Source organism: Paracoccus sp. FO-3 (assembly GCF_006386455.1).
Taxonomy (GTDB): domain Bacteria; phylum Pseudomonadota; class Alphaproteobacteria; order Rhodobacterales; family Rhodobacteraceae; genus Paracoccus; species Paracoccus versutus.
The window spans coordinates 1-17,560 of the sequence record NZ_VCBQ01000007.1 but is presented as its reverse complement, the minus strand read 5'-3'; the positions used below and the strand labels follow the sequence as shown (position 1 = coordinate 17,560).

At 67.6% G+C, this 17,560-nt stretch carries 18 protein-coding genes; 9 read left to right on the top strand and 9 right to left on the bottom strand.

What is annotated here, in order from left to right:
* Positions 1–4: 4 nt before the first annotated feature.
* Positions 5–730, bottom strand: a complete 726-nt coding sequence (ccoO, locus tag FE811_RS03005) for a cytochrome-c oxidase, cbb3-type subunit II (protein ID WP_072460753.1) — start codon at positions 728–730, stop codon at positions 5–7.
* 9 nt (positions 731–739) lie between these two features.
* Entirely contained in the window at positions 740–2,359 is a 1,620-nt protein-coding gene (gene ccoN, locus FE811_RS03000; protein ID WP_036749582.1) for a cytochrome-c oxidase, cbb3-type subunit I, read from the bottom strand.
* Between the two features lie 250 nt (positions 2,360–2,609).
* Here ccoN and FE811_RS02995 point away from each other — a divergent pair, with 250 nt between their 5' ends.
* Positions 2,610–3,443, top strand: coding sequence for a universal stress protein (locus tag FE811_RS02995; RefSeq protein WP_036749579.1), 834 nt, complete (start codon positions 2,610–2,612; stop codon positions 3,441–3,443).
* Between the two features lie 72 nt (positions 3,444–3,515).
* Here the strand turns inward: FE811_RS02995 and fnrL are convergent, their stop codons facing one another.
* Positions 3,516–4,265 carry a transcriptional regulator FnrL gene (fnrL, locus tag FE811_RS02990; protein WP_036749576.1) on the bottom strand — a complete coding sequence of 250 codons (750 nt, stop codon included), beginning with the start codon at positions 4,263–4,265 and terminating at the stop codon, positions 3,516–3,518.
* Between the two features lie 49 nt (positions 4,266–4,314).
* Between fnrL and hemN the strand changes: the two genes are divergently transcribed.
* Entirely contained in the window at positions 4,315–5,670 is a 1,356-nt protein-coding gene (gene hemN / locus FE811_RS02985) for an oxygen-independent coproporphyrinogen III oxidase (RefSeq protein WP_116221061.1), read from the top strand.
* On the opposite strand, the gene FE811_RS02980 is transcribed toward hemN, so the two are convergent.
* The 3 genes from FE811_RS02980 to FE811_RS02970 all read right to left on the bottom strand — a co-directional run bounded on the left by FE811_RS02980 (position 5,667) and on the right by FE811_RS02970 (position 9,917).
* The gene (locus tag FE811_RS02980) at positions 5,667–6,602 is read right to left on the bottom strand and encodes a cation diffusion facilitator family transporter (RefSeq protein WP_116221062.1); all 936 of its coding nucleotides are present in this window, start codon (positions 6,600–6,602) and stop codon (positions 5,667–5,669) included. The two genes, hemN and FE811_RS02980, sit on opposite strands and share 4 nt — an antisense overlap.
* Before the next feature lie 73 nt (positions 6,603–6,675).
* Entirely contained in the window at positions 6,676–9,519 is a 2,844-nt protein-coding gene (polA, locus tag FE811_RS02975) for a DNA polymerase I (RefSeq protein WP_116221063.1), read from the bottom strand.
* 209 nt (positions 9,520–9,728) lie between these two features.
* A complete protein-coding gene (locus FE811_RS02970; RefSeq protein WP_036749567.1) occupies positions 9,729–9,917 on the bottom strand; it encodes a zinc-finger domain-containing protein in 189 nt (62 codons plus the stop codon).
* 69 nt (positions 9,918–9,986) lie between these two features.
* Here FE811_RS02970 and FE811_RS02965 point away from each other — a divergent pair, with 69 nt between their 5' ends.
* Positions 9,987–10,946, top strand: a complete 960-nt coding sequence (locus tag FE811_RS02965) for an ABC transporter ATP-binding protein (protein ID WP_116221064.1) — start codon at positions 9,987–9,989, stop codon at positions 10,944–10,946.
* Here FE811_RS02965 and FE811_RS02960 read toward each other — a convergent pair.
* The gene (locus FE811_RS02960; RefSeq protein ID WP_072460758.1) at positions 10,934–11,308 is read right to left on the bottom strand and encodes an HIT domain-containing protein; all 375 of its coding nucleotides are present in this window, start codon (positions 11,306–11,308) and stop codon (positions 10,934–10,936) included. The genes FE811_RS02965 and FE811_RS02960 overlap by 13 nt on opposite strands.
* Positions 11,309–11,318: 10 nt before the next feature.
* The gene (locus tag FE811_RS02955; RefSeq protein WP_036749561.1) at positions 11,319–12,896 is read right to left on the bottom strand and encodes a DUF5928 domain-containing protein; all 1,578 of its coding nucleotides are present in this window, start codon (positions 12,894–12,896) and stop codon (positions 11,319–11,321) included.
* 157 nt (positions 12,897–13,053) lie between these two features.
* On the opposite strand from FE811_RS02955, the gene FE811_RS02950 reads away from it, so the two are divergent.
* The 4 genes from FE811_RS02950 to FE811_RS02935 all read left to right on the top strand — a co-directional run bounded on the left by FE811_RS02950 (position 13,054) and on the right by FE811_RS02935 (position 16,471).
* Positions 13,054–13,872 (top strand): sulfotransferase family protein, encoded by an 819-nt coding sequence (locus FE811_RS02950; RefSeq protein WP_140846605.1) that lies wholly within the window; start codon positions 13,054–13,056, stop codon positions 13,870–13,872.
* 291 nt (positions 13,873–14,163) lie between these two features.
* Positions 14,164–14,370, top strand: coding sequence for a 50S ribosomal protein L32 (gene rpmF, locus FE811_RS02945; protein ID WP_010392407.1), 207 nt, complete (start codon positions 14,164–14,166; stop codon positions 14,368–14,370).
* Positions 14,371–14,387: 17 nt separating this feature from the next.
* Positions 14,388–15,500 (top strand): phosphate acyltransferase PlsX, encoded by a 1,113-nt coding sequence (gene plsX / locus FE811_RS02940; RefSeq protein WP_116221066.1) that lies wholly within the window; start codon positions 14,388–14,390, stop codon positions 15,498–15,500.
* Positions 15,500–16,471: a beta-ketoacyl-ACP synthase III gene (locus FE811_RS02935; protein ID WP_036749551.1), complete on the top strand. Its 972-nt coding sequence runs from the start codon at positions 15,500–15,502 to the stop codon at positions 16,469–16,471. Before plsX ends, FE811_RS02935 begins: the two co-directional genes overlap by 1 nt.
* Positions 16,472–16,475: 4 nt before the next feature.
* Here the strand turns inward: FE811_RS02935 and FE811_RS02930 are convergent, their stop codons facing one another.
* The gene (locus FE811_RS02930; RefSeq protein WP_036749548.1) at positions 16,476–16,751 is read right to left on the bottom strand and encodes a DksA/TraR family C4-type zinc finger protein; all 276 of its coding nucleotides are present in this window, start codon (positions 16,749–16,751) and stop codon (positions 16,476–16,478) included.
* Positions 16,752–16,963: 212 nt separating this feature from the next.
* On the opposite strand from FE811_RS02930, the gene ihfA reads away from it, so the two are divergent.
* Positions 16,964–17,272, top strand: a complete 309-nt coding sequence (ihfA, locus tag FE811_RS02925) for an integration host factor subunit alpha (RefSeq protein WP_011748157.1) — start codon at positions 16,964–16,966, stop codon at positions 17,270–17,272.
* A partial coding sequence (locus FE811_RS02920) for a MerR family transcriptional regulator (RefSeq protein WP_140846600.1) occupies positions 17,272–17,560 on the top strand: 289 nt, incomplete at its 3' end. The genes ihfA and FE811_RS02920, both read left to right, overlap by 1 nt.

Genomic DNA, 17,560 nt, shown 5'->3' with positions numbered 1-17,560 from the left:
GGCCTCAGCGGTTCGGATCGGGTTCGAAGGTCGAGAAATCGACCATCGTGCCCAGGACCTGGAGATAGGCGATCAGGGCGTCCATCTCGGATACGCCGGGACGGCGGTCGAAATTGCGCTGCTGCGCCCCCGGATAGCGTTCCTCCAGCCCCGAGGCATCGGCATCGGGATCGGCCTGGGCGGCGAAGTCGCTGACCGCCGCGGCGATCATCTGGTCGTCATAGGGCACGCCGACCATCGCATCGGTCCGCAGCCGTTGCGCCATGTTCGAGGAGTCGATGGGGCGGTCCAGCAGGAAGCCGTATTTGGGCATGATCGATTCCGGCACCACCGCCTGGGGATTGACCAGGTGGTCGATATGCCATTCGTCCGAATAGCGGCCGCCCACGCGGGCCAGGTCCGGCCCGGTCCGCTTGGAGCCCCACTGGAACGGATGGTCGTACATCGACTCGGCCGCCAGGCTGTAATGGCCATAGCGCTCGACCTCGTCGCGCATCGGGCGGATCATCTGGCTGTGGCAGACATAGCAGCCCTCGCGGACGTAGATGTCGCGGCCCTTCAGCTCCAGCGGCGTATAGGGCCGCATGCCCTGCACCTTCTCGATGGTGTTTTGCAGGTAGAACAGCGGCGCGATCTCGACGATGCCGCCGATGGTCACGACGAGGAAGGAAAAGACCAGCAGCAGCGTGGCGTTCTTTTCCAGGACCTTGTGCTTTTCAAGAATGGCCATGATCCGTCCTCATTCTGCCGGGACCGCGACCGTGGTCGCATGGGTCTTGGGTTGCTTGGCGACGGTGGCCCACAGGTTGTAGCACATGATCAGCGCGCCGGTCAGGTAAAGCACGCCGCCCATTCCCCGCACCACGTTCATCGGGAATTTCGCGGCCACCGTGTCGGCGAATGCGTTGACCAGGAAGCCCTGGGCGTCGACCTCGCGCCACATCAGCCCCTCCATGATGCCCGAGACCCACATCGAGGCCGCGTAGAGCACCAGCCCGATGGTGGCGAGCCAAAAGTGCCAGCTGACCAGGCCCGTCGAGTAAAGCCGCTCACGCCCCCAAAGACGCGGCACCAGGTAGTAGAGCGCGCCAAAGGTGATCATGCCGTTCCAGCCGAGCGCGCCGGAATGCACGTGGCCGATGGTCCAGTCGGTGTAGTGGCTCAGCGAGTTCACCGCCTTGATCGACATCATCGGCCCCTCGAAGGTCGCCATGCCGTAGAAGCCGACGGCCACCACCATCATGCGGATCACCGGATCGGTGCGCAGCTTGTCCCAGGCGCCCGAAAGCGTCATCAGGCCGTTGATCATGCCGCCCCAGCTGGGCATCCACAGGATGATCGAGAACACCATGCCCAGCGTCGAGGCCCAGTCGGGCAGCGCGGTATAGTGCAGGTGGTGCGGACCGGCCCAGATATACAGGAAGATCAGCGCCCAGAAGTGGATGATCGACAGCTTGTAGCTGTAGACCGGGCGCTCGGCCTGCTTGGGGATGAAGTAATACATCATGCCCAGGAAGCCCGCCGTCAGGAAGAAGCCCACCGCATTGTGGCCATACCACCATTGCGTCATCGCGTCCTGCACGCCCGAGAAGAGCTGCACCGACTTCGAGCCGAAGGGGCTGACCGGGATCGTCAGGTTGTTGACGATATGCAGCATGGCGATGGTGACGATGAAGGACAGGTAGAACCAGTTCGCCACGTAGATATGCGGCTCTTTCCGCTTCAGGATCGTGCCCAGGAACACCGCCAGGTAGACGACCCAGACTACGGTCAGCCACCAGTCGGCATACCATTCGGGCTCGGCGTATTCCTTGGACTGGGTGGCGCCCAGGATATAGCCGGTCGCCGCCAGCAGGATGAAGAGCTGGTAGCCCCAGAACACGAACCAGGCCGCGTTGCCGCCCCAGAGCCGCGCCGCCGAGGTGCGCTGCACCACGTAGAACGAGGTCGCGATCAGCGCGTTGCCGCCGAAGGCGAAGATCACCGCCGAGGTGTGCAGCGGCCTGAGCTTGCCGAAGTTGGTATAGCCCATGGTGACGTCGCTGAGGTTCAGCGCCGGGAAGGCCAGCTGAAAGGCGATGATCACCCCGACCAGGAAGCCGACCACGCCCCACAGGGCGGTGGCGATCACGCCGGCCCGGACCACGTCGTCCATGTATTGCGTCTCGGGATGCGGCTCGAGCGAAGGTTGCTCGTTGCCCATCTGGCGCAGCACCCGCAGAAACATGACGCCCGCCGCCAGCATGACGATCAGGGCATTCACGAGATAGGCGGGATCATCGGGTCGCGCGTAATTGGCGGCGATCGCGGCCAGGACCGCAATCGTGCCAAGCGCGATCAGCTTGATGGTATCCAACATTAAGTTCCTGTCCTTCATCCTGCGCCGAAGGCGGCCGATTCGCATTGGATGCGGCGGGTTCGCGGCTTCGACAGCTTCTTCTAACGTCACACGGTTTCGTGAGACTTTGATCTGCGTCAATCCGTCCGTTCTGGATAGGCGTAAAATTCCCAAATATCCGGACAGGATGTCGCAGCCGGCCGCCAACGGCGATTGCGATCCTGCCGGATGCAGGTGAAACTCGCCTCTGAACCCCGAAAGGAGAGGGCCCATGGGCTACAAGACCATCCTGACCGTTCTGACCGATGCCGACCAGCAAAAGCAGCTGGATTCGGCCATTGCCATGACCCGGCGCGAGGATGCGCATCTCGACGTGTTCTGCATGGGCGTGGATCACACCCAAAGCGGCTACTACTATGCAGGCGCCTCGGCCTATGTGTTCCAGGAATCCATCGACAAGGCCGTGGCGGCGGCAGGCGAGCTGGAGGAGCGGGTCCGCGACCGGCTCGACCCCGAGGACATCCGCTGGTCCGTCGATTCCGCGGTGGCGCAGGTCGGCGGGCTTTCGACGCTGGTGGGCATGCGCGCGCGCTATTCCGACCTCGTGGTGCTGAGTCGCCCCTATGGCGAGGGCGCGCCCACCGATGCCGAGGCCGTGACCGAGGCGGCGCTGTTCGAGGGCTCGGCCCCGGTGCTGATCGTGCCCGACGCGCTGAAGGAGCCCTTCGGCAGGAAGGTCATGATCGCCTGGAACCAGTCGAACGAGGCGCTGGCCGCCGTGCGCCGCGCCCTGCCGTTGCTGATCGCCGCCGACAGCGTCGAGATCACGGTGATCGACCCCTCGCCCAGCGGTCCCGAACGCTCGGATCCCGGCGGGGCGCTGTGCCAGATGCTGACGCGCCACGGCGTCCGGGCCGAGATCGCGGTTCTGGCCCGCACCCAGCCGCTGGTCAGCGACATCCTGAACCGCCGCGCGACCGAGATCGGCGCCGACATGCTGGTGATGGGCGCCTATGGCCATTCCCGCTTCCGCGAGGCGATCCTGGGCGGCGCGACGCGCAACATGCTGGAAAAGGCGCAGGTGCCGGTGCTGATGGCGCGCTGATCGGCCAGTCCCCGCCAACTGGCGGCCCAACGCCCCGGACACGCCGTCCGGGGCACCTTGGCGGGCGGCGCGCTAGCTCAGCGGCCCGCCGTCCGAATCATCGCCGCTTTCCGTGACCAGCCGGACGAAGGAGGGCACGATCACCCGCCGCTTGCCGTCCAGCTCGATCACCCCTTCGCGCTTCAGCGCGCTCATCTGCCGGCTCACCGTCTCCAGCGTCAGGCCCAGGTAATCCGCCATCGCCTCGCGCGTCAGCGGCAGTTCGATGGCGATGCGGCCTTCGGGCCGGCGCTTGATCAGCGCCGCCTCGCGCCGGGCCAGGATCACCAGAAGCGAGGCGATCTTCTCGCGCGCGGATTTGCGGCCCAAGAGCAGCAGCCAGTCGCGGGCGGCGTCCAGCTCGTCCAGCGTCATCTCCAGAAGCCGGCTGGCGATGCGGGGATTGTCGATCAGCAGCTTTTCAAAGGGTTTGCGGCGGAAACAGCACAGCACCAGGTTGCTGGTCGCGGTGACGGTATAGGTCGCCATCTCGCGCCCCGGCCGGCCCAGGAAGTCGCTGGGCAGAAGCAGGCCGACCATCTGCGTGCGCCCGTCCTCGAGCTGCTGGGTCAGCCCGGCCATGCCGGCGACCACCGAGGCCACGAAGTCCATCCGGTCGCCGGCCCAGACCACGACCTGTCCCGCCTCGTAGCGGCGATAGAACTTCATGCCCTCCAGTTCGGCCAGTTCGTCGCCTTCGCAATGCGCGCAGACGGCCCGATACCGAATGGGGCAGATTTCGCAGGGCTGCTGCGTCGCGCAGAGGGCGGCGTCATGTGGCATTTGATTTGGGTCAAGGTTCCGGCGCGTGTTCAACGCTAGATATAGCAACATGGAACAACAATCGCAACTTGAGCGGCTCGGACTGTTTGACGCGCGCGTGCCGCGCTATACCAGCTACCCCACCGCGCCGCATTTCACCCCCGCCGTGGGCGAGCCGGTCTTCCGCGACTGGGTCGCGGCAATCCCCGCCGGCGCGGCGATCTCGCTCTACATGCATGTGCCGTTCTGCCGGCGGCTGTGCTGGTTCTGCGCCTGCCGCACCCAGGGCACGCAATCCGACGAGCCGGTGCGCGCCTATGCCAAGGCGCTGCTGGCGGAACTGGACATGCTGAAATCCGCGCTCGCCCCCGGCGTCAGGCTGTCGCGGCTGCATTGGGGCGGCGGCACCCCCACGCTGATGCCGGCCGAGATGATGCGGCTGGTCGCCGGCGCGGTCCTCGGCGCCTTCCCGCTGGCCGAGGGCGCCGAGTTCTCGGTCGAGATCGACCCGAACGAGATCGACGAGGCCCGCATGGACGCGCTGGCCGAGGCCGGGCTGACCCGCGCCTCGATCGGGGTGCAGGATTTCGACCCCGAGATCCAGAAGATCATCGGCCGCGAACAAAGCTTCGAGGTGACGAAACGCGCCGTGGACATGATCCGCGACCGCGGCATCGCCAGCCTGAACGCGGACATCCTCTATGGCCTGCCCAACCAGAACCCGCGCAAGATCGCCGAATCGGTGCAGAAGCTCCTGGCGCTCTCGCCCGACCGGGTGGCGCTTTACGGCTATGCCCATGTGCCCTGGATGGCCAAGCGGCAGGTGATGATCCCCTCCGAGGCCCTGCCCGACCCCTATGGCCGGCTGCGGCTGTTCGAAACCGCGCGCGAGCTGTTCCTGGCCGACGGCTATGACGAGATCGGCATCGACCATTTCGCCCGCCCCGGCGACGGGCTGGCCCGCGCGCAAAAGGCCGGGCTCCTGCGGCGCAACTTCCAGGGCTATACCGACGACCGGGCCGAGGTGCTGGTGGGGCTGGGCGCCTCGTCGATCTCGCGCTTCCCGCAGGGCTATGCGCAGAACGCCCCGGCCACCGGCGCCCATCTGGCCAGGATCCGCGACGGGCGCTTCTCGACCACGCGCGGCCACGCCTTCACCGCCGAGGACCGCTGGCGCTCGCGCATGATCGAGGCGCTGATGTGCGATTTCGAGATCCGGGCCGAGGAATTCATCCGTGACCACGGCTTCGACGCCGACCGCCTGGCCCAGGTCTTCGCCCCCGTCGCCGCGCATTTCGGCGAGATGGTCGAGGCCGATGCCGCGGGCCTGCGCATCACGCCCAAGGGGCGGCCGCTGACCCGGATGATCGCGCGCATGTTCGACGGCTACGACATGGCGGCATCGGGCCATTCCGCCGCGATCTAATGCGGATGATGGCCGTGGCCGTCATCCCGGTCGCCGCAGGGCTCGCCCTCGCGCTCGGTCTCGATGGTGGCATGGCCGAGGCCGAAGTCGCGCTGCAGCAAGGCCTTGACCCGGCGCACCGCCTGCGCCGGATCGGCCCCCGCGCGCAGCACCAGATGCGCCGATAGCGCGTTGCGCCGCTCGTCGATCTGCCACAGGTGCAGGTGATGGGCGCCCGCCACGCCCTCGACCGCGGCCATGGCGCGGGCCAGCGCCGCGTGATCGACCCCGGCGGGCGCGGCCAGCATCAGCATGCGCATCACCGGCCCGATCTCCCGCCCGATATGCCACAGGATCACCGCCGAGATCAGCAGCGTCAGGATCGGATCGGCGATCTGCCAGCCGAAAGCCCAGATCAGCGCCCCGCCCAGGAGCACCGCGACCGAGACCGCCGCATCGGCCAGGTTGTGCAGGAAGGCCGCGCGAATGTTCACGCTCTCGCGCGACGCCCGCCAGACCAGCGCCGCGGTCAGCGCATCCACCACCAGCGCGAAACCCGCCAGCGCCATGACCAGCCCGCCCGCGACCTGCGGCGGATGGGCGAGCCGCCCCAGCGCCTCGATCCCCAGCCAGGCCGAGATGGCGATCAGCGCGATGTAATTGACGAAGGCCGCGACGATCTCGGCCCGGCCCCAGCCATAGCTCATCTCGGGACTGGCGGGCCGCCGCGCCAGCCGCCGGGCGCCAAAGGCCAGCACCAGCGCCAGCGCATCCGAGAGATTATGCACCCCATCCGCGATCAGCGCCGTGGAATCGGCGACATAGCCGCCCAGGATCTGCGCCCCCGTCAGCGCCAAATTGACCACCACCGCAATCAGGATGGCGCCGTCGCCCACCCCGCCCGGCAGGTGCGAATGCCCGTGCCCGCCGTCATGCGAATGCGAATGGCCCATCCCGCCCTCCTTCGCCGGCTTCTTCGTTCCCCAAATACCCCTGCGGCCGCGCCACCCACGCGACCGCCGCCGCTCAATGCGCCTCGGCCCAGTTCGCCCCCTGCCCGGCATCGACGATCAGCGGCACGTCCAGCCGGACCGCGGGATCGGCCGCGCCCTGCATGACGCCGCGGGCCGCCGCGACCAGTTCGGGCACGGCAGATTCCTCAACCTCGAAGACCAGTTCGTCATGCACCTGAAGCAGCATCCGGGCCGGCAGGTGGCCGATCGCCTCTGGCATGCGGATCATGGCGCGGCGGATGATGTCGGCGGCCGCACCCTGGATCGGCGCGTTGATCGCCGCCCGCCGCGCCCCGCCGGCCGCCGGCCCGGACTGGTTGATGCCCGGCGTCATGATCCGCCGCCCGAACAGGGTGCGCACGAAACCGTCCTGCTTGGCCCCGGCGACGGTGCGGTCCATATAGGCGCGGATCTCGGGGAAACGCTCGAAATAGGTGTCGATGAAGGCCTGCGCCTCGGCCCGCGGAATGCGCAGGTTGCGCGCCAGGCCAAAGCCCGAGATGCCATAGATCACCCCGAAGTTGATCGCCTTGGCGCGGCGGCGGATCATCGGGTCCATGCCCTCGACCGGCACGCCGAACATCTGGCTCGCGGTCATGGCATGGATGTCGATGCCGTCGCGGAACGCCTGCTTCAGCGCCGGGATCTGCGCCACATGCGCAAGAATCCGCAGCTCGATCTGGCTGTAGTCCAGGCTGACGATCCGCATCCCCGGCCCGGCGACGAAGGCTTCGCGGATGCGCCGCCCCTCGTCGGTCCTGACCGGGATGTTCTGCAGGTTCGGATCGGTCGAGGCCAGCCGGCCGGTCTGCGCCCCGGCGATGGAATAGCAGGTATGGACCCGCCCGGTCTCGGGGTTCACATGCAGGGGCAGCGCATCGGTATAGGTCGATTTCAGCTTCGAGATCGCCCGCCAGTCCAGCACCCGCGCCGGCAGCTCGTGCCCCTCGGCGGCCAGGTCCTCCAGCACCTCGGCCCCGGTGGAAAAGGCGCCGGTCTTGCCCTGCTTGCCCCCGGCCAGGCCCATGCGCTGGAACAGGATCTCGCCCAGCTGCTTGGGGCTGCCGACGTTGAAGGGCCCGCCGGCCAGCTCGTGGATCTCGGCCTCCAGCCCCGCCATCTTCTGGGCAAAGGCGTTGGACATGCGCTTGAGATGCTCGGAATCGATGCGGATGCCCGCCATCTCCATATCGGCCAGCACCGCGATCATCGGCCGCTCCAGCCGCTCATAGGCGGTGGTGACATGGTTCGGCGCCAGCTTCGGGCGCAGGTGATGCCAGAGCCGCCAGGTCACTTCGGCATCCTCGGCGGCATATTCGCTGGCCTTGTCGATCGTCACCTGCGAGAAATTGATTTGCGCCTTGCCCGAGCCGATCAGATCCTTGATCGGCAGGCAGCGATGGCCCAGGTACAGGTCCGCCAGCTCGTCCATGCCGTGGTTGTGCGCCCCGGCATTCAGCGCATAGGACAGCAGCATGGTGTCGTCCAGCGGCGCCATGCGGATGCCGTGGCGGGCCAGAAGCTTCCAGTCGTACTTGACGTTCTGGCCGATCTTCAGCACCGAGGGGTCCTCAAGCACCGGCTTGAGCATGGCCAGCGCCCGCTCCCGGTCCATCTGCCCCTCGACCCGCGCGCCCGAGCCGAACAGGTCCGCCGCGCCGTCGACATGGCCCAGCGGCAGATAGGCCGCCCGCCCCGGCCCGGTGCAAAGCGAGACCCCGACCAGTTCGGCCTGCATCTCGTCGAGCCCGGTGGTCTCGGTGTCGATGGCGACCACGCCCTTTTCGGCGATCTCGGCCAGCCATTCGGCCAGCACCGCCTCGTCGCGGATGGTGACATAAAGGCTGCGGTCGATCGCCGGCAGTTCGGCCGCCGGCGCGGCCCCCGTCCCGGCCCCGCTCCCCGCCCCGCTCCCGGCCACGGCGGCCGGCACCGGCGCCGCCTCGGCCATGCTCGGCGGCTCGGCGCCGAACCGCTCGGCCACGCGCTTGGTCAGGGTGCGCAGCTCCATCCGAACCAGGAAATCCAGCAGCGCCTCGGGATCGGGCTCGCGGATCTCCAGGCTCTCCAGGGTGAAGTCCAGCGCCATGCGGCAATCCAGCTCGACCAGCCGCTTCGAGATGCGGATCTGCTCGGCATGGTCGATCAGCGTCTGCCGCCGCTTGGGCTGCCTGATCTCCTCCGCCCGCGCCAGCAGGCTCTCCAGGTCGCCGTATTCGTCAATCAGTTGCGCGGCGGTCTTGATGCCGATTCCCGGTGCGCCCGGCACGTTGTCGATGGAATCGCCGGCCAGGGCCTGCACATCCACCACCCGCTCGGGGCCGACGCCGAATTTCTCGCGCACCTCGTCGGGGCCGATGGGCTTGCCCTTGATCGGGTCCATCATCTCGACCCCGCCGCCGACCAGCTGCATCAGGTCCTTGTCGCTGCTGATGATCGTCACCCGACCGCCCGCGTCCCGCGCCTGGCAGGCAAGGCTCGCGATGATGTCGTCGGCCTCGAAACCCTCGGTCTCGATGCAGGCGATGTTGAAGGCCCGCGTCGCCTCGCGGGTCAACGGGAACTGCGGCCGCAGGTCTTCGGGCGGCTCGGGCCGGTTGGCCTTGTAGAGCGGATAGATGTCGTTGCGGAAGGTGCGCGCCGAATGGTCGAAGATCACCGCGGCATGGGTCGGCTGGTCCGAGCCCTTGCCGTCCTGCAGGTATTTCCAGACCATGTTGCAAAAACCCGCCACCGCCCCGATGGGAAGCCCGTCCGAGCGCCGGGTCAGCGGCGGCAGCGCGTGATAGGCGCGAAAGATGAAGGCCGAGCCGTCGATCAGGTGGAGGTGATGGCCCTTGCCGAATCCGTCCGTCATATGTGCGCGCCCCCTGCTCTTGCATTCGCCCGCCTTGATGCCACGAAGCGGCCCTGGGGCCAAGGCCGCGCGGCCCGGCTTTCTCCGTTTGAAAATACCCCCGCCGGAGGCGTCGCAACGCCCCGGCCGGCCGGGCATTGCCGCCTGGGGCCGCCTGGGGCCACCTGGGAAAGCCGCCGCGGCGGGCGGGCCCAGGCGGCAGCCGAGCTTCAGTGGTCGTCGTGCGCGTGTTCGCGGTCGATGACGAAGCGCTTGTCGCAATAGCCGCATTCGACCCAGCCGGTATCGCGCGGAATGGCCAGCCAGACGCGCGGATGACCGAGGCCCCGCTTCTCGTCGCCGTCGCAGGCGACCTTCCAGGAGGTGACGGTCTGGATCTCGGGGGCCGGAATGGTCATGGCGGTTCCTTGAGCTCTGACGACAAACGGGGTTAAACCGGCGGCGATCATAATGAACGCGAAGAGCCGATGCCAGCCCCCCAGCAAAGCCCGAACGCCATCGAAATCAGCGGCCTGACCAAGACCTATGCCGCCGCCGGCCAGGCGCCGGCGAAACAGGCGGTCAAGGGACTGGACCTCGCGATCCCCGCCGGCTCGATCTTCGGCCTGCTCGGGCCCAACGGCGCCGGCAAGTCGACCACGATCAACATCCTGGCCGGGCTGGTGCGCAAGTCCGCCGGCAAGGTGATGATCTGGGGCTTCGACCAGGACGTGAACCCGCGCCAGTCCCGCGCCGCCATCGGCGTCATGCCGCAGGAACTCAACATCGACCCCTTCCTGACCCCCCGCGCCAGCCTCGAGGTGCAGGCCGGACTCTACGGCGTGCCCAAGCGCGAGCGCTGGACCGACGAACTGCTCGAACTCGTCGGGCTGACCGAACAGGCGGAAAGCTATTCGCGCCATCTCTCGGGCGGCATGAAGCGGCGGCTGCTCCTGGCCAAGGCGCTGGTGCATCGGCCGCAGATCCTGGTCCTCGACGAACCCACCGCCGGCGTCGACATCCATCTGCGCGAGATGCTGTGGCGCAACGTGCGCCGGCTGAACGACCAGGGCATGACCATCATCCTGACCACGCATTACCTGGAAGAGGCCGAGGAGATGTGCGACCGCATCGCCATCATCGACCATGGCGAGCTGATCCTGTGCGAGGATACCGCCGCCCTGCTCGGCCGCGCCGATTCCAAGACGCTGGTCGTCGATACCGGCGAGGCCCGCGCCTTGCCCGCCCTGCCCGAGGGCGTGCGGGCCGAACGGCGCGGGGACGGCCGGCTCGCGCTCAGCTATGCGCCCTCGCGCATCCCGACGGACGGGCTGATCGACGCGCTGCGCGCCGCGGGCCTGCCGATCCGCGACCTCGCGGTCGAGGCGCCGGACCTCGAGGACGTCTTCGTCCAGCTGACCTCGCGCCCGGCGCCTCAGCCCGGCTGAACCATGCGGCCCATCGGCCGGCCGCCCAGGATGTGCATGTGGAAATGCGGCACCTCCTGCACGCCATGCTCGCCGGCATTGGTGATGGCGCGGAAGCCCAGCCCGCCATCCAGCGCCACGCCCAGCTCGCGCGCCACCCTGGCCAGGGCGCGGTGGAAATCCACGATCTCGGCATCCGAGGCATTGGCGGCGAAATCGTCGTAGCTGACATAGGCCCCCTTGGGGATCGCCAGCACATGCACCGGCGCCTGCGGCCGGATGTCGCGGAAGACCAGCGTATGCTCGGTCTCCAGCACGGTGTCGTTGGGGATCTCGCCGCGCAGGATGCGGGCGAAGATATTGCTGTCGTCATAGGCGGGCATGGCTCTCTCCTCAGTCGCTGAACAGGTGGTCGGTCCGGGCAAGCGCCAGCGCGGTCTCGGCCGGCAGATCCAGGAAACGCGCCAGTTGCGCGGTATTCTCGGCGACCGGCCGCCAGGGCGCGATGGAATGGAAGCCGGGGAAATCCATGTCGCGCAGCCGCTCGGCCTCGTGTTCCAGGTCGGCGCGCACCATGGGCAGCAGCCGTTCGATCACCTCGGGGGCGGTCTCGCTCCCGGCCAGCCCCACGCGGGCGATATGGCCGCGCAGGTAATCGTCGTCGAATTCGGAATCCACCAGCAGGACGCGGGTATCGGCCTTGTCCGAGGTCAGATCCTGGATCAGATACAGCGCCGAGGGGTCCAGGCACAAGACCAGCCGGTTCGATTCGAAATGCTGGAACAGCAGCCGGATCAGCGCGCGCCGGTGCCGGTCGCGCTTCTCGACCGTGGTCTCGACCCCGCCCAGGTCGGGCAGATGCGCCTCGGGCTCGTTGAACAGGTAGTCCACCGCCGGAATCGGCGTATGCGCCCGGATCGCCGCGGTCAGCCGCTTGGCGACATGCCATTTCTTGGCCACCACCAGCAGCAGCGTGTTGTCGCGGCCCAGGCTGCCCTCGGCCTCCCAGAACCGCTGGCCGAAGCGCCGCCCGACCCGGCCCCGCCCGGTCAGGAAGCGAAACAGCCCCGTCGCCTCGTTCGAGATCGGGAAATGCACGCCGCTGGCCGCCCAAAGCGCGCCCAGCCGCTCGCGCAGCCGGATCGCCTCGGGGCTGATCTTGCGGGCGAACAGGTAGTTCTGCCCCATCAGCAGGTCGTAATGATCGTTGTAGAAAGTCACCGGCATGCCGTAGTCGGTGAAGATCAGGTAGGTCAGCGTGCGGGTGCGGATCTCGCGCCGCGGCACGACATGGGGTACGACGGTCTGGAAGAAGGTCTCGTCCGGGATCCAGGTGGTCGAGAAGAAGCGCATCACGTCCGGCCGGCTGGCGCAGAAATCCAGCACCTTCTCGACGGTCAGGCGGCGCAGGCACCACCATTGCGACCCGATCATGACCTGGATGTCGGCCGGCACCCGGCGCCGCAGGCCGAATCGCTTCTGCAAATCGTAGCTGGCATAGAACAGCCATTTCTGCGTGCGCTCGTTGAACCAGTGCCGGTAGACCAGCCGCTCTTCCTTGAAGCCGGTCTTGATCCAGTCCGATTCGAAGAAATCGAAGCTCTCGATATAGTCGCAATCCTCGCCGTCCAGCAGGCCATGGGCATATTCGGCCGACTTGATCGGCATGCAATCGCCCGAGAGCATGTAGAAATGCGTGGCCCGCGGAAAGGCGGCGACGGCGGCGCGCACCGCCTCCAGCGTGGCGCCGACCAGCGACCATTCGCCCCAGCCGCATTTCCAGCGCCGCTGCGCAAAGACCACCGAGGCGTTGTCGGCCAGCGCCGCCCGGATCAGCTCGTAGTCGCGCGGATTGGCCCGGCCGTCGAAATGGATCGCCACGTAATCGCCCGAGGCGGTCAGCCGGCGAGCCTGCGCCACCACGCCCTCGGGATCCTTGTGGCACAGCAGAATAAAGGCAATACGCGCCATCTCGTTACCCATCTTGTCCGCTTCACGCGGGCAATGCTCACACTGGTTGAAACTCTGCCGGTGATTTGCATTGTGTCCTTACCGATTTTGGCCGAAGGGGCAACCCGCCGGCATATCCGCCGCGGCCGGCATAGTCTTTGTAAAGGGAATGAGAGTTATGGGTTTTCCAGGAACGTGGATGACGGAAAGCGAAAGCATGGTCTATCGCGTCGTCCCGAAATGCGCCTGCTCCTCGATCGGGCAGATCATGTTCTATTCCGACCACGGCCGCTATTTCGACGGCGACATCCACGACGCCACCACCGGGTTGCACAAGTGGAACCAGCCCGAAAGCCAGCCGCTGATCGAGGCGAACGTGGCGGCGCACAAGGCGCTGACCTTCACCTACGTGCGCAACCCCTATGCGCGCATCCTGTCCTCGTTCTTCGACAAGATCGCGGGTATCCAGCGCAACGGCAAGCGTTACCGCAGCAACCTGGTGCCGGAACTGATGCAACGCTACGGCGTCGACGTCGGCAGCCCCGAGAACGGCTTCGAATTCGACCAGGTCGCCAGCTTCCGCCGCTTCCTGCTGTTTGCGCGCGACACCATCCGCTGGCGCCGGCCGATGGAGCCGGACATCCACTGGTCGGCCGTCTCGGGCCATGTCGCCACCTTCATCGTCAACGGCGGGCGCTACGACCAGATCCTCTTCACCGAGAAATTCGACGAGGGCATGCAGAAGGTGCTGGACGCCGCGCCGACCCCCGTGCGGCTGAAGGTGAAGGACGTGCCCAGGTTCAACGAATCCGAAGGCCACGGCCCCAAGCGCGCCCACAAGGTCAGCGCCTATTTCGACGACCTGTCGCGCCACCTGGTCTGGGAAATCTACAAGAAGGACTTCCAGCTCTTCAAATACGACTTCGACGACCCGGACAACAAGCTGCCCAGAAACGAGATCGACCTCGAGGAAGTCCACGCCAAGCTCGGCCGCTGAACCCGGCCCGCCCCACTGGCGCCCGGCTTCTTCCTGCTTAAATATCCCCGCCGGAGGCAGCGGCGCGCATGCGCCGCTTCCCTTGCAGTTTTCCCTTGCGCAATACGAAAATCCCGCTATTTTGCCGCCTTCATTCGACCGGCGGGGGAATCCCGGACCGCGGCCCCCGCTTTGCGAGCAGTTTTCGCGACTTGCGGCCAACGCTCCAGTGGCCTATGCCCGCCCCAGACAAGAACACCGAATCCGGGGCCGCCCAGGCTGGTTGCCCCCCGAACCCCTTGAGGTTGAGACATGGCCGTCCCTCAGAACCGAGTTACCCGCTCCCGCCGCAACATGCGCCGTTCGCATGATGCGCTCGTCGCCGGCAACCCGAACGAATGCCCCAACTGCGGCGAGCTGAAGCGTCCGCATCACGTCTGCCCCTCCTGCGGCCATTATGCCGACCGCGAGGTCGTGGCGCAGGCCAATGAGGTCGACCTGGACGAAGACGCGGCCTGAGCGGACCGACCGCGGATATGGCTTCGGCAGATTCCAGCACTCTGCCTCGCGCCCCTGGCGACGGGGGCGGCGTGGTGATCTCCGTTGACGCGATGGGCGGCGACCGCGGCCCGGCGACGGTGGTCGCCGGCATGGCCGAAAGCGCCAGCAAGAATCCCGACATCCGCTTCATCGTCCACGGCCCGCGGGCCGAGCTGGAACGGCTGATCGCCCGCCGCGGCGATCTGGCCCGGCGTTGCGACATCCGCGACGCCGCCGGCGTCGTCACCATGGGCGACAAGCCCAGCCAGGTGCTGCGCAAGGGCGAGGGCACCTCGATGTGGTCCGCCCTCGAATCGGTGCGCCGGGGCGAGGCGACGGCCGCCGTCTCCTGCGGCAATACCGGCGCACTGATGGCGCTTTCGATGCTGCGGCTGCGCAAGCTGCCCGGCGTGAACCGCCCCGCCATCGCCTGCCTCTGGCCCTCGCGCAACCCGCAGGGCTTCAACGTCATGCTCGACGTCGGCGCCGACATCCGCGCCGATGCGCAGGACTTGCTGACCTATGCGCTGATGGGCGCCTCCTATGCCCGCAACGGCTTCGGGCTCGAGCGGCCGCGCGTCGGCCTGCTGAACGTCGGGACCGAGGACCACAAGGGCCGGCCCGAGCTGAAACAGGCGCATGAGCTGATCCCCACCACGGCGCAGGCGGCGAATTTCGACTATGTCGGCTTCGTCGAGGGCGGCGACCTGCCCTCGGCCCGCGTCGACGTGATCGTGACCGACGGCTTCACCGGCAATGTCGCGCTGAAGACCGGCGAGGGCACGGCAAAGCTGGTGGGCGAGCTGCTCAAGGAAGCCTTCGGCAAGTCCGTGCTGTCGAAATTCGCGGCGCTGCTGGCCATGGGCTCGCTCCGGCGGCTGCAAAAGCGCATCGACCCGCGCCGCGTCAACGGCGGCGTCTTCCTGGGCCTGAACGGGACGGTGGTGAAATCGCACGGCTCGGCCGATGCCACCGGCGTCTCGGCGGCGATCAAGCTGGCCTTCCGGCTGGCGCAATCCGGCTTTCAGGACCGGCTGGCGGCGCGCGTGGCGCAATCCGTCGCGGCGGCCGGCCAAATCAACGGCAGCAAGGAAAGCGAGGCGTCCTGATGCGGCGTGCGATCGTCCGGGGAACCGGCCATTACCTGCCCGAGCGCGTGGTCGAGAACAGCTGGTTCGAGGACAAGCTGGACACCAGCGACGAATGGATCCGCGCCCGCACCGGCATCGAGCGGCGCCATTTCGCCGCCGAGGACCAGCGCACCAGCGACCTGGGCATCCTGGCCGCGCAGGCGGCGCTGGCCGATGCCGGGCTCGACGCCGGACAGATCGACGCGGTGATCGTGGCCACCTCGACCCCCGACCTGACCTTCCCCTCGGTCGCGACCATGGTGCAGGCCGGGCTGGGCATGCGCCGGGGCTTCGCCTATGACCTGCAGGCGGTCTGCGCCGGCTTCGTCTATGCGCTGGCCAATGCCGATGCGATGATCCGCGCCGGGCTTGCCGATCGCGTGCTGCTGATCGGGGCCGAGACCTTCAGCCGGATCATGGACTGGACCGACCGCGGCACTTGCGTGCTGTTCGGCGACGGCGCCGGCGCCGTGGTGCTGGAGGCGGCCGAGGGCCAGGGCACCTCCGCCGACCGCGGAATCCTCGCGACCGACCTGAACAGCGACGGGCAATATCGCGACCTGCTCTATGTCGACGGCGGCGTGGCCAGCACCGGCACCGCCGGGCATCTGCGCATGCAGGGCAACCTGGTCTTCCGCCACGCCGTCGAAAAGCTGGCCGACACCGCCCATCGCGCGCTGGACCGCGCCGGGCTGACGCCCGAGCAGGTGGACTGGTTGGTGCCGCACCAGGCCAACCTGCGCATCATCGAGGCCACGGCCAAGCGCATGCGCCTGCCGATGGAAAAAGTGGTGCTGACGGTGGCCGACCACGGCAATACCTCGGCCGCCTCGATCCCGCTGGCGCTGTCGGTGGCCAATGCCGAGGGCCGCTTCAAGCCGGGCGACGTGCTGGTGGCCGAGGCCATCGGCGGCGGCCTCGCCTGGGGCTCGGTCGTGCTGCGCTGGTAAGCCGCTATTTCAGCTGCGAATCCTTCGATCCGCGCCGGTTGATGCCCGCCGCCGGCCGCCAGGCCTTGTCGCGGCCGGATTGACAGTCCACGCACAGCCGGACGCCCGGAATCGCCTGCCGCCGCGCCTCGGGGATCGGCTCGTCGCATTCCTCGCAGATGAAGGCGCTTTCCTGCGCCACGCGCTGCGCATTGCGCAGCCGCATCCGCTCGATCGCCTCCTGCGTGGAAACCTCGATCTGCTCGTTCACCGCATCGTCGCGCGCCCAACCGCCGGCCATGTCAGCTCCGTCCCGCTTGCCCTTTCCCTTCCAAGATAGGCGCGGATTGCCGCCATTCCAAGCAGCCCGCAGGCGGCCATGCGCGGGGTCTTGCGGGTAAGGCGCGAATAATGCGGAACAAAATCGGCCGATGAGGGAACGGAATCGGGCCGGGGTTGTTGACTCGGCGCCGTAAAGAAATCATCCTTCGCACCATTCAAGAGGTTTCCGAGATGAGCGACTCTACCCTGACCCGCATGGACCTGGCCGAGGCCGTGTTCCGTGAGGTGGGTCTGTCCCGCCACGAATCGGCCCAGCTTGTCGAAAGCGTGCTTGGCCATATCTCCGATGCGCTGGTGCGCGGCGAGCAGGTCAAGATCTCGTCCTTCGGCACGTTTTCGGTCCGCGACAAGAACGAACGCATCGGCCGCAACCCCAAGACCGGGGAAGAGGTGCCGATCACGCCGCGCCGGGTGCTGTCCTTCCGGCCGTCGCATCTGATGAAGGATCGGGTGGCGGCGGGGAACAGGCGCAAGGGCTGATGAGCAAGTCCCCCGACGCCTTCAGATCCATCGGCGAGGTCTCGCGCCTCGTGGGCGTCGCGCCGCATGTGCTGCGCTACTGGGAATCGCAATTCACGCAGCTTGCGCCGGTGAAACGCGCCGACGGCCGCCGCTATTACCGGCCCGAGGACGTGCGGCTGGCCGCCGGCCTCTGCCAGGTCATGCGCGAGGAAGGGCTCAGCATCCGCGGCGCCAAGCGGCTGATCGCCGCCGACCGCGGCGCCGCCCTGCGCGAGATCGGCGCCGCCCGCCTGGGCGAGACCCTGG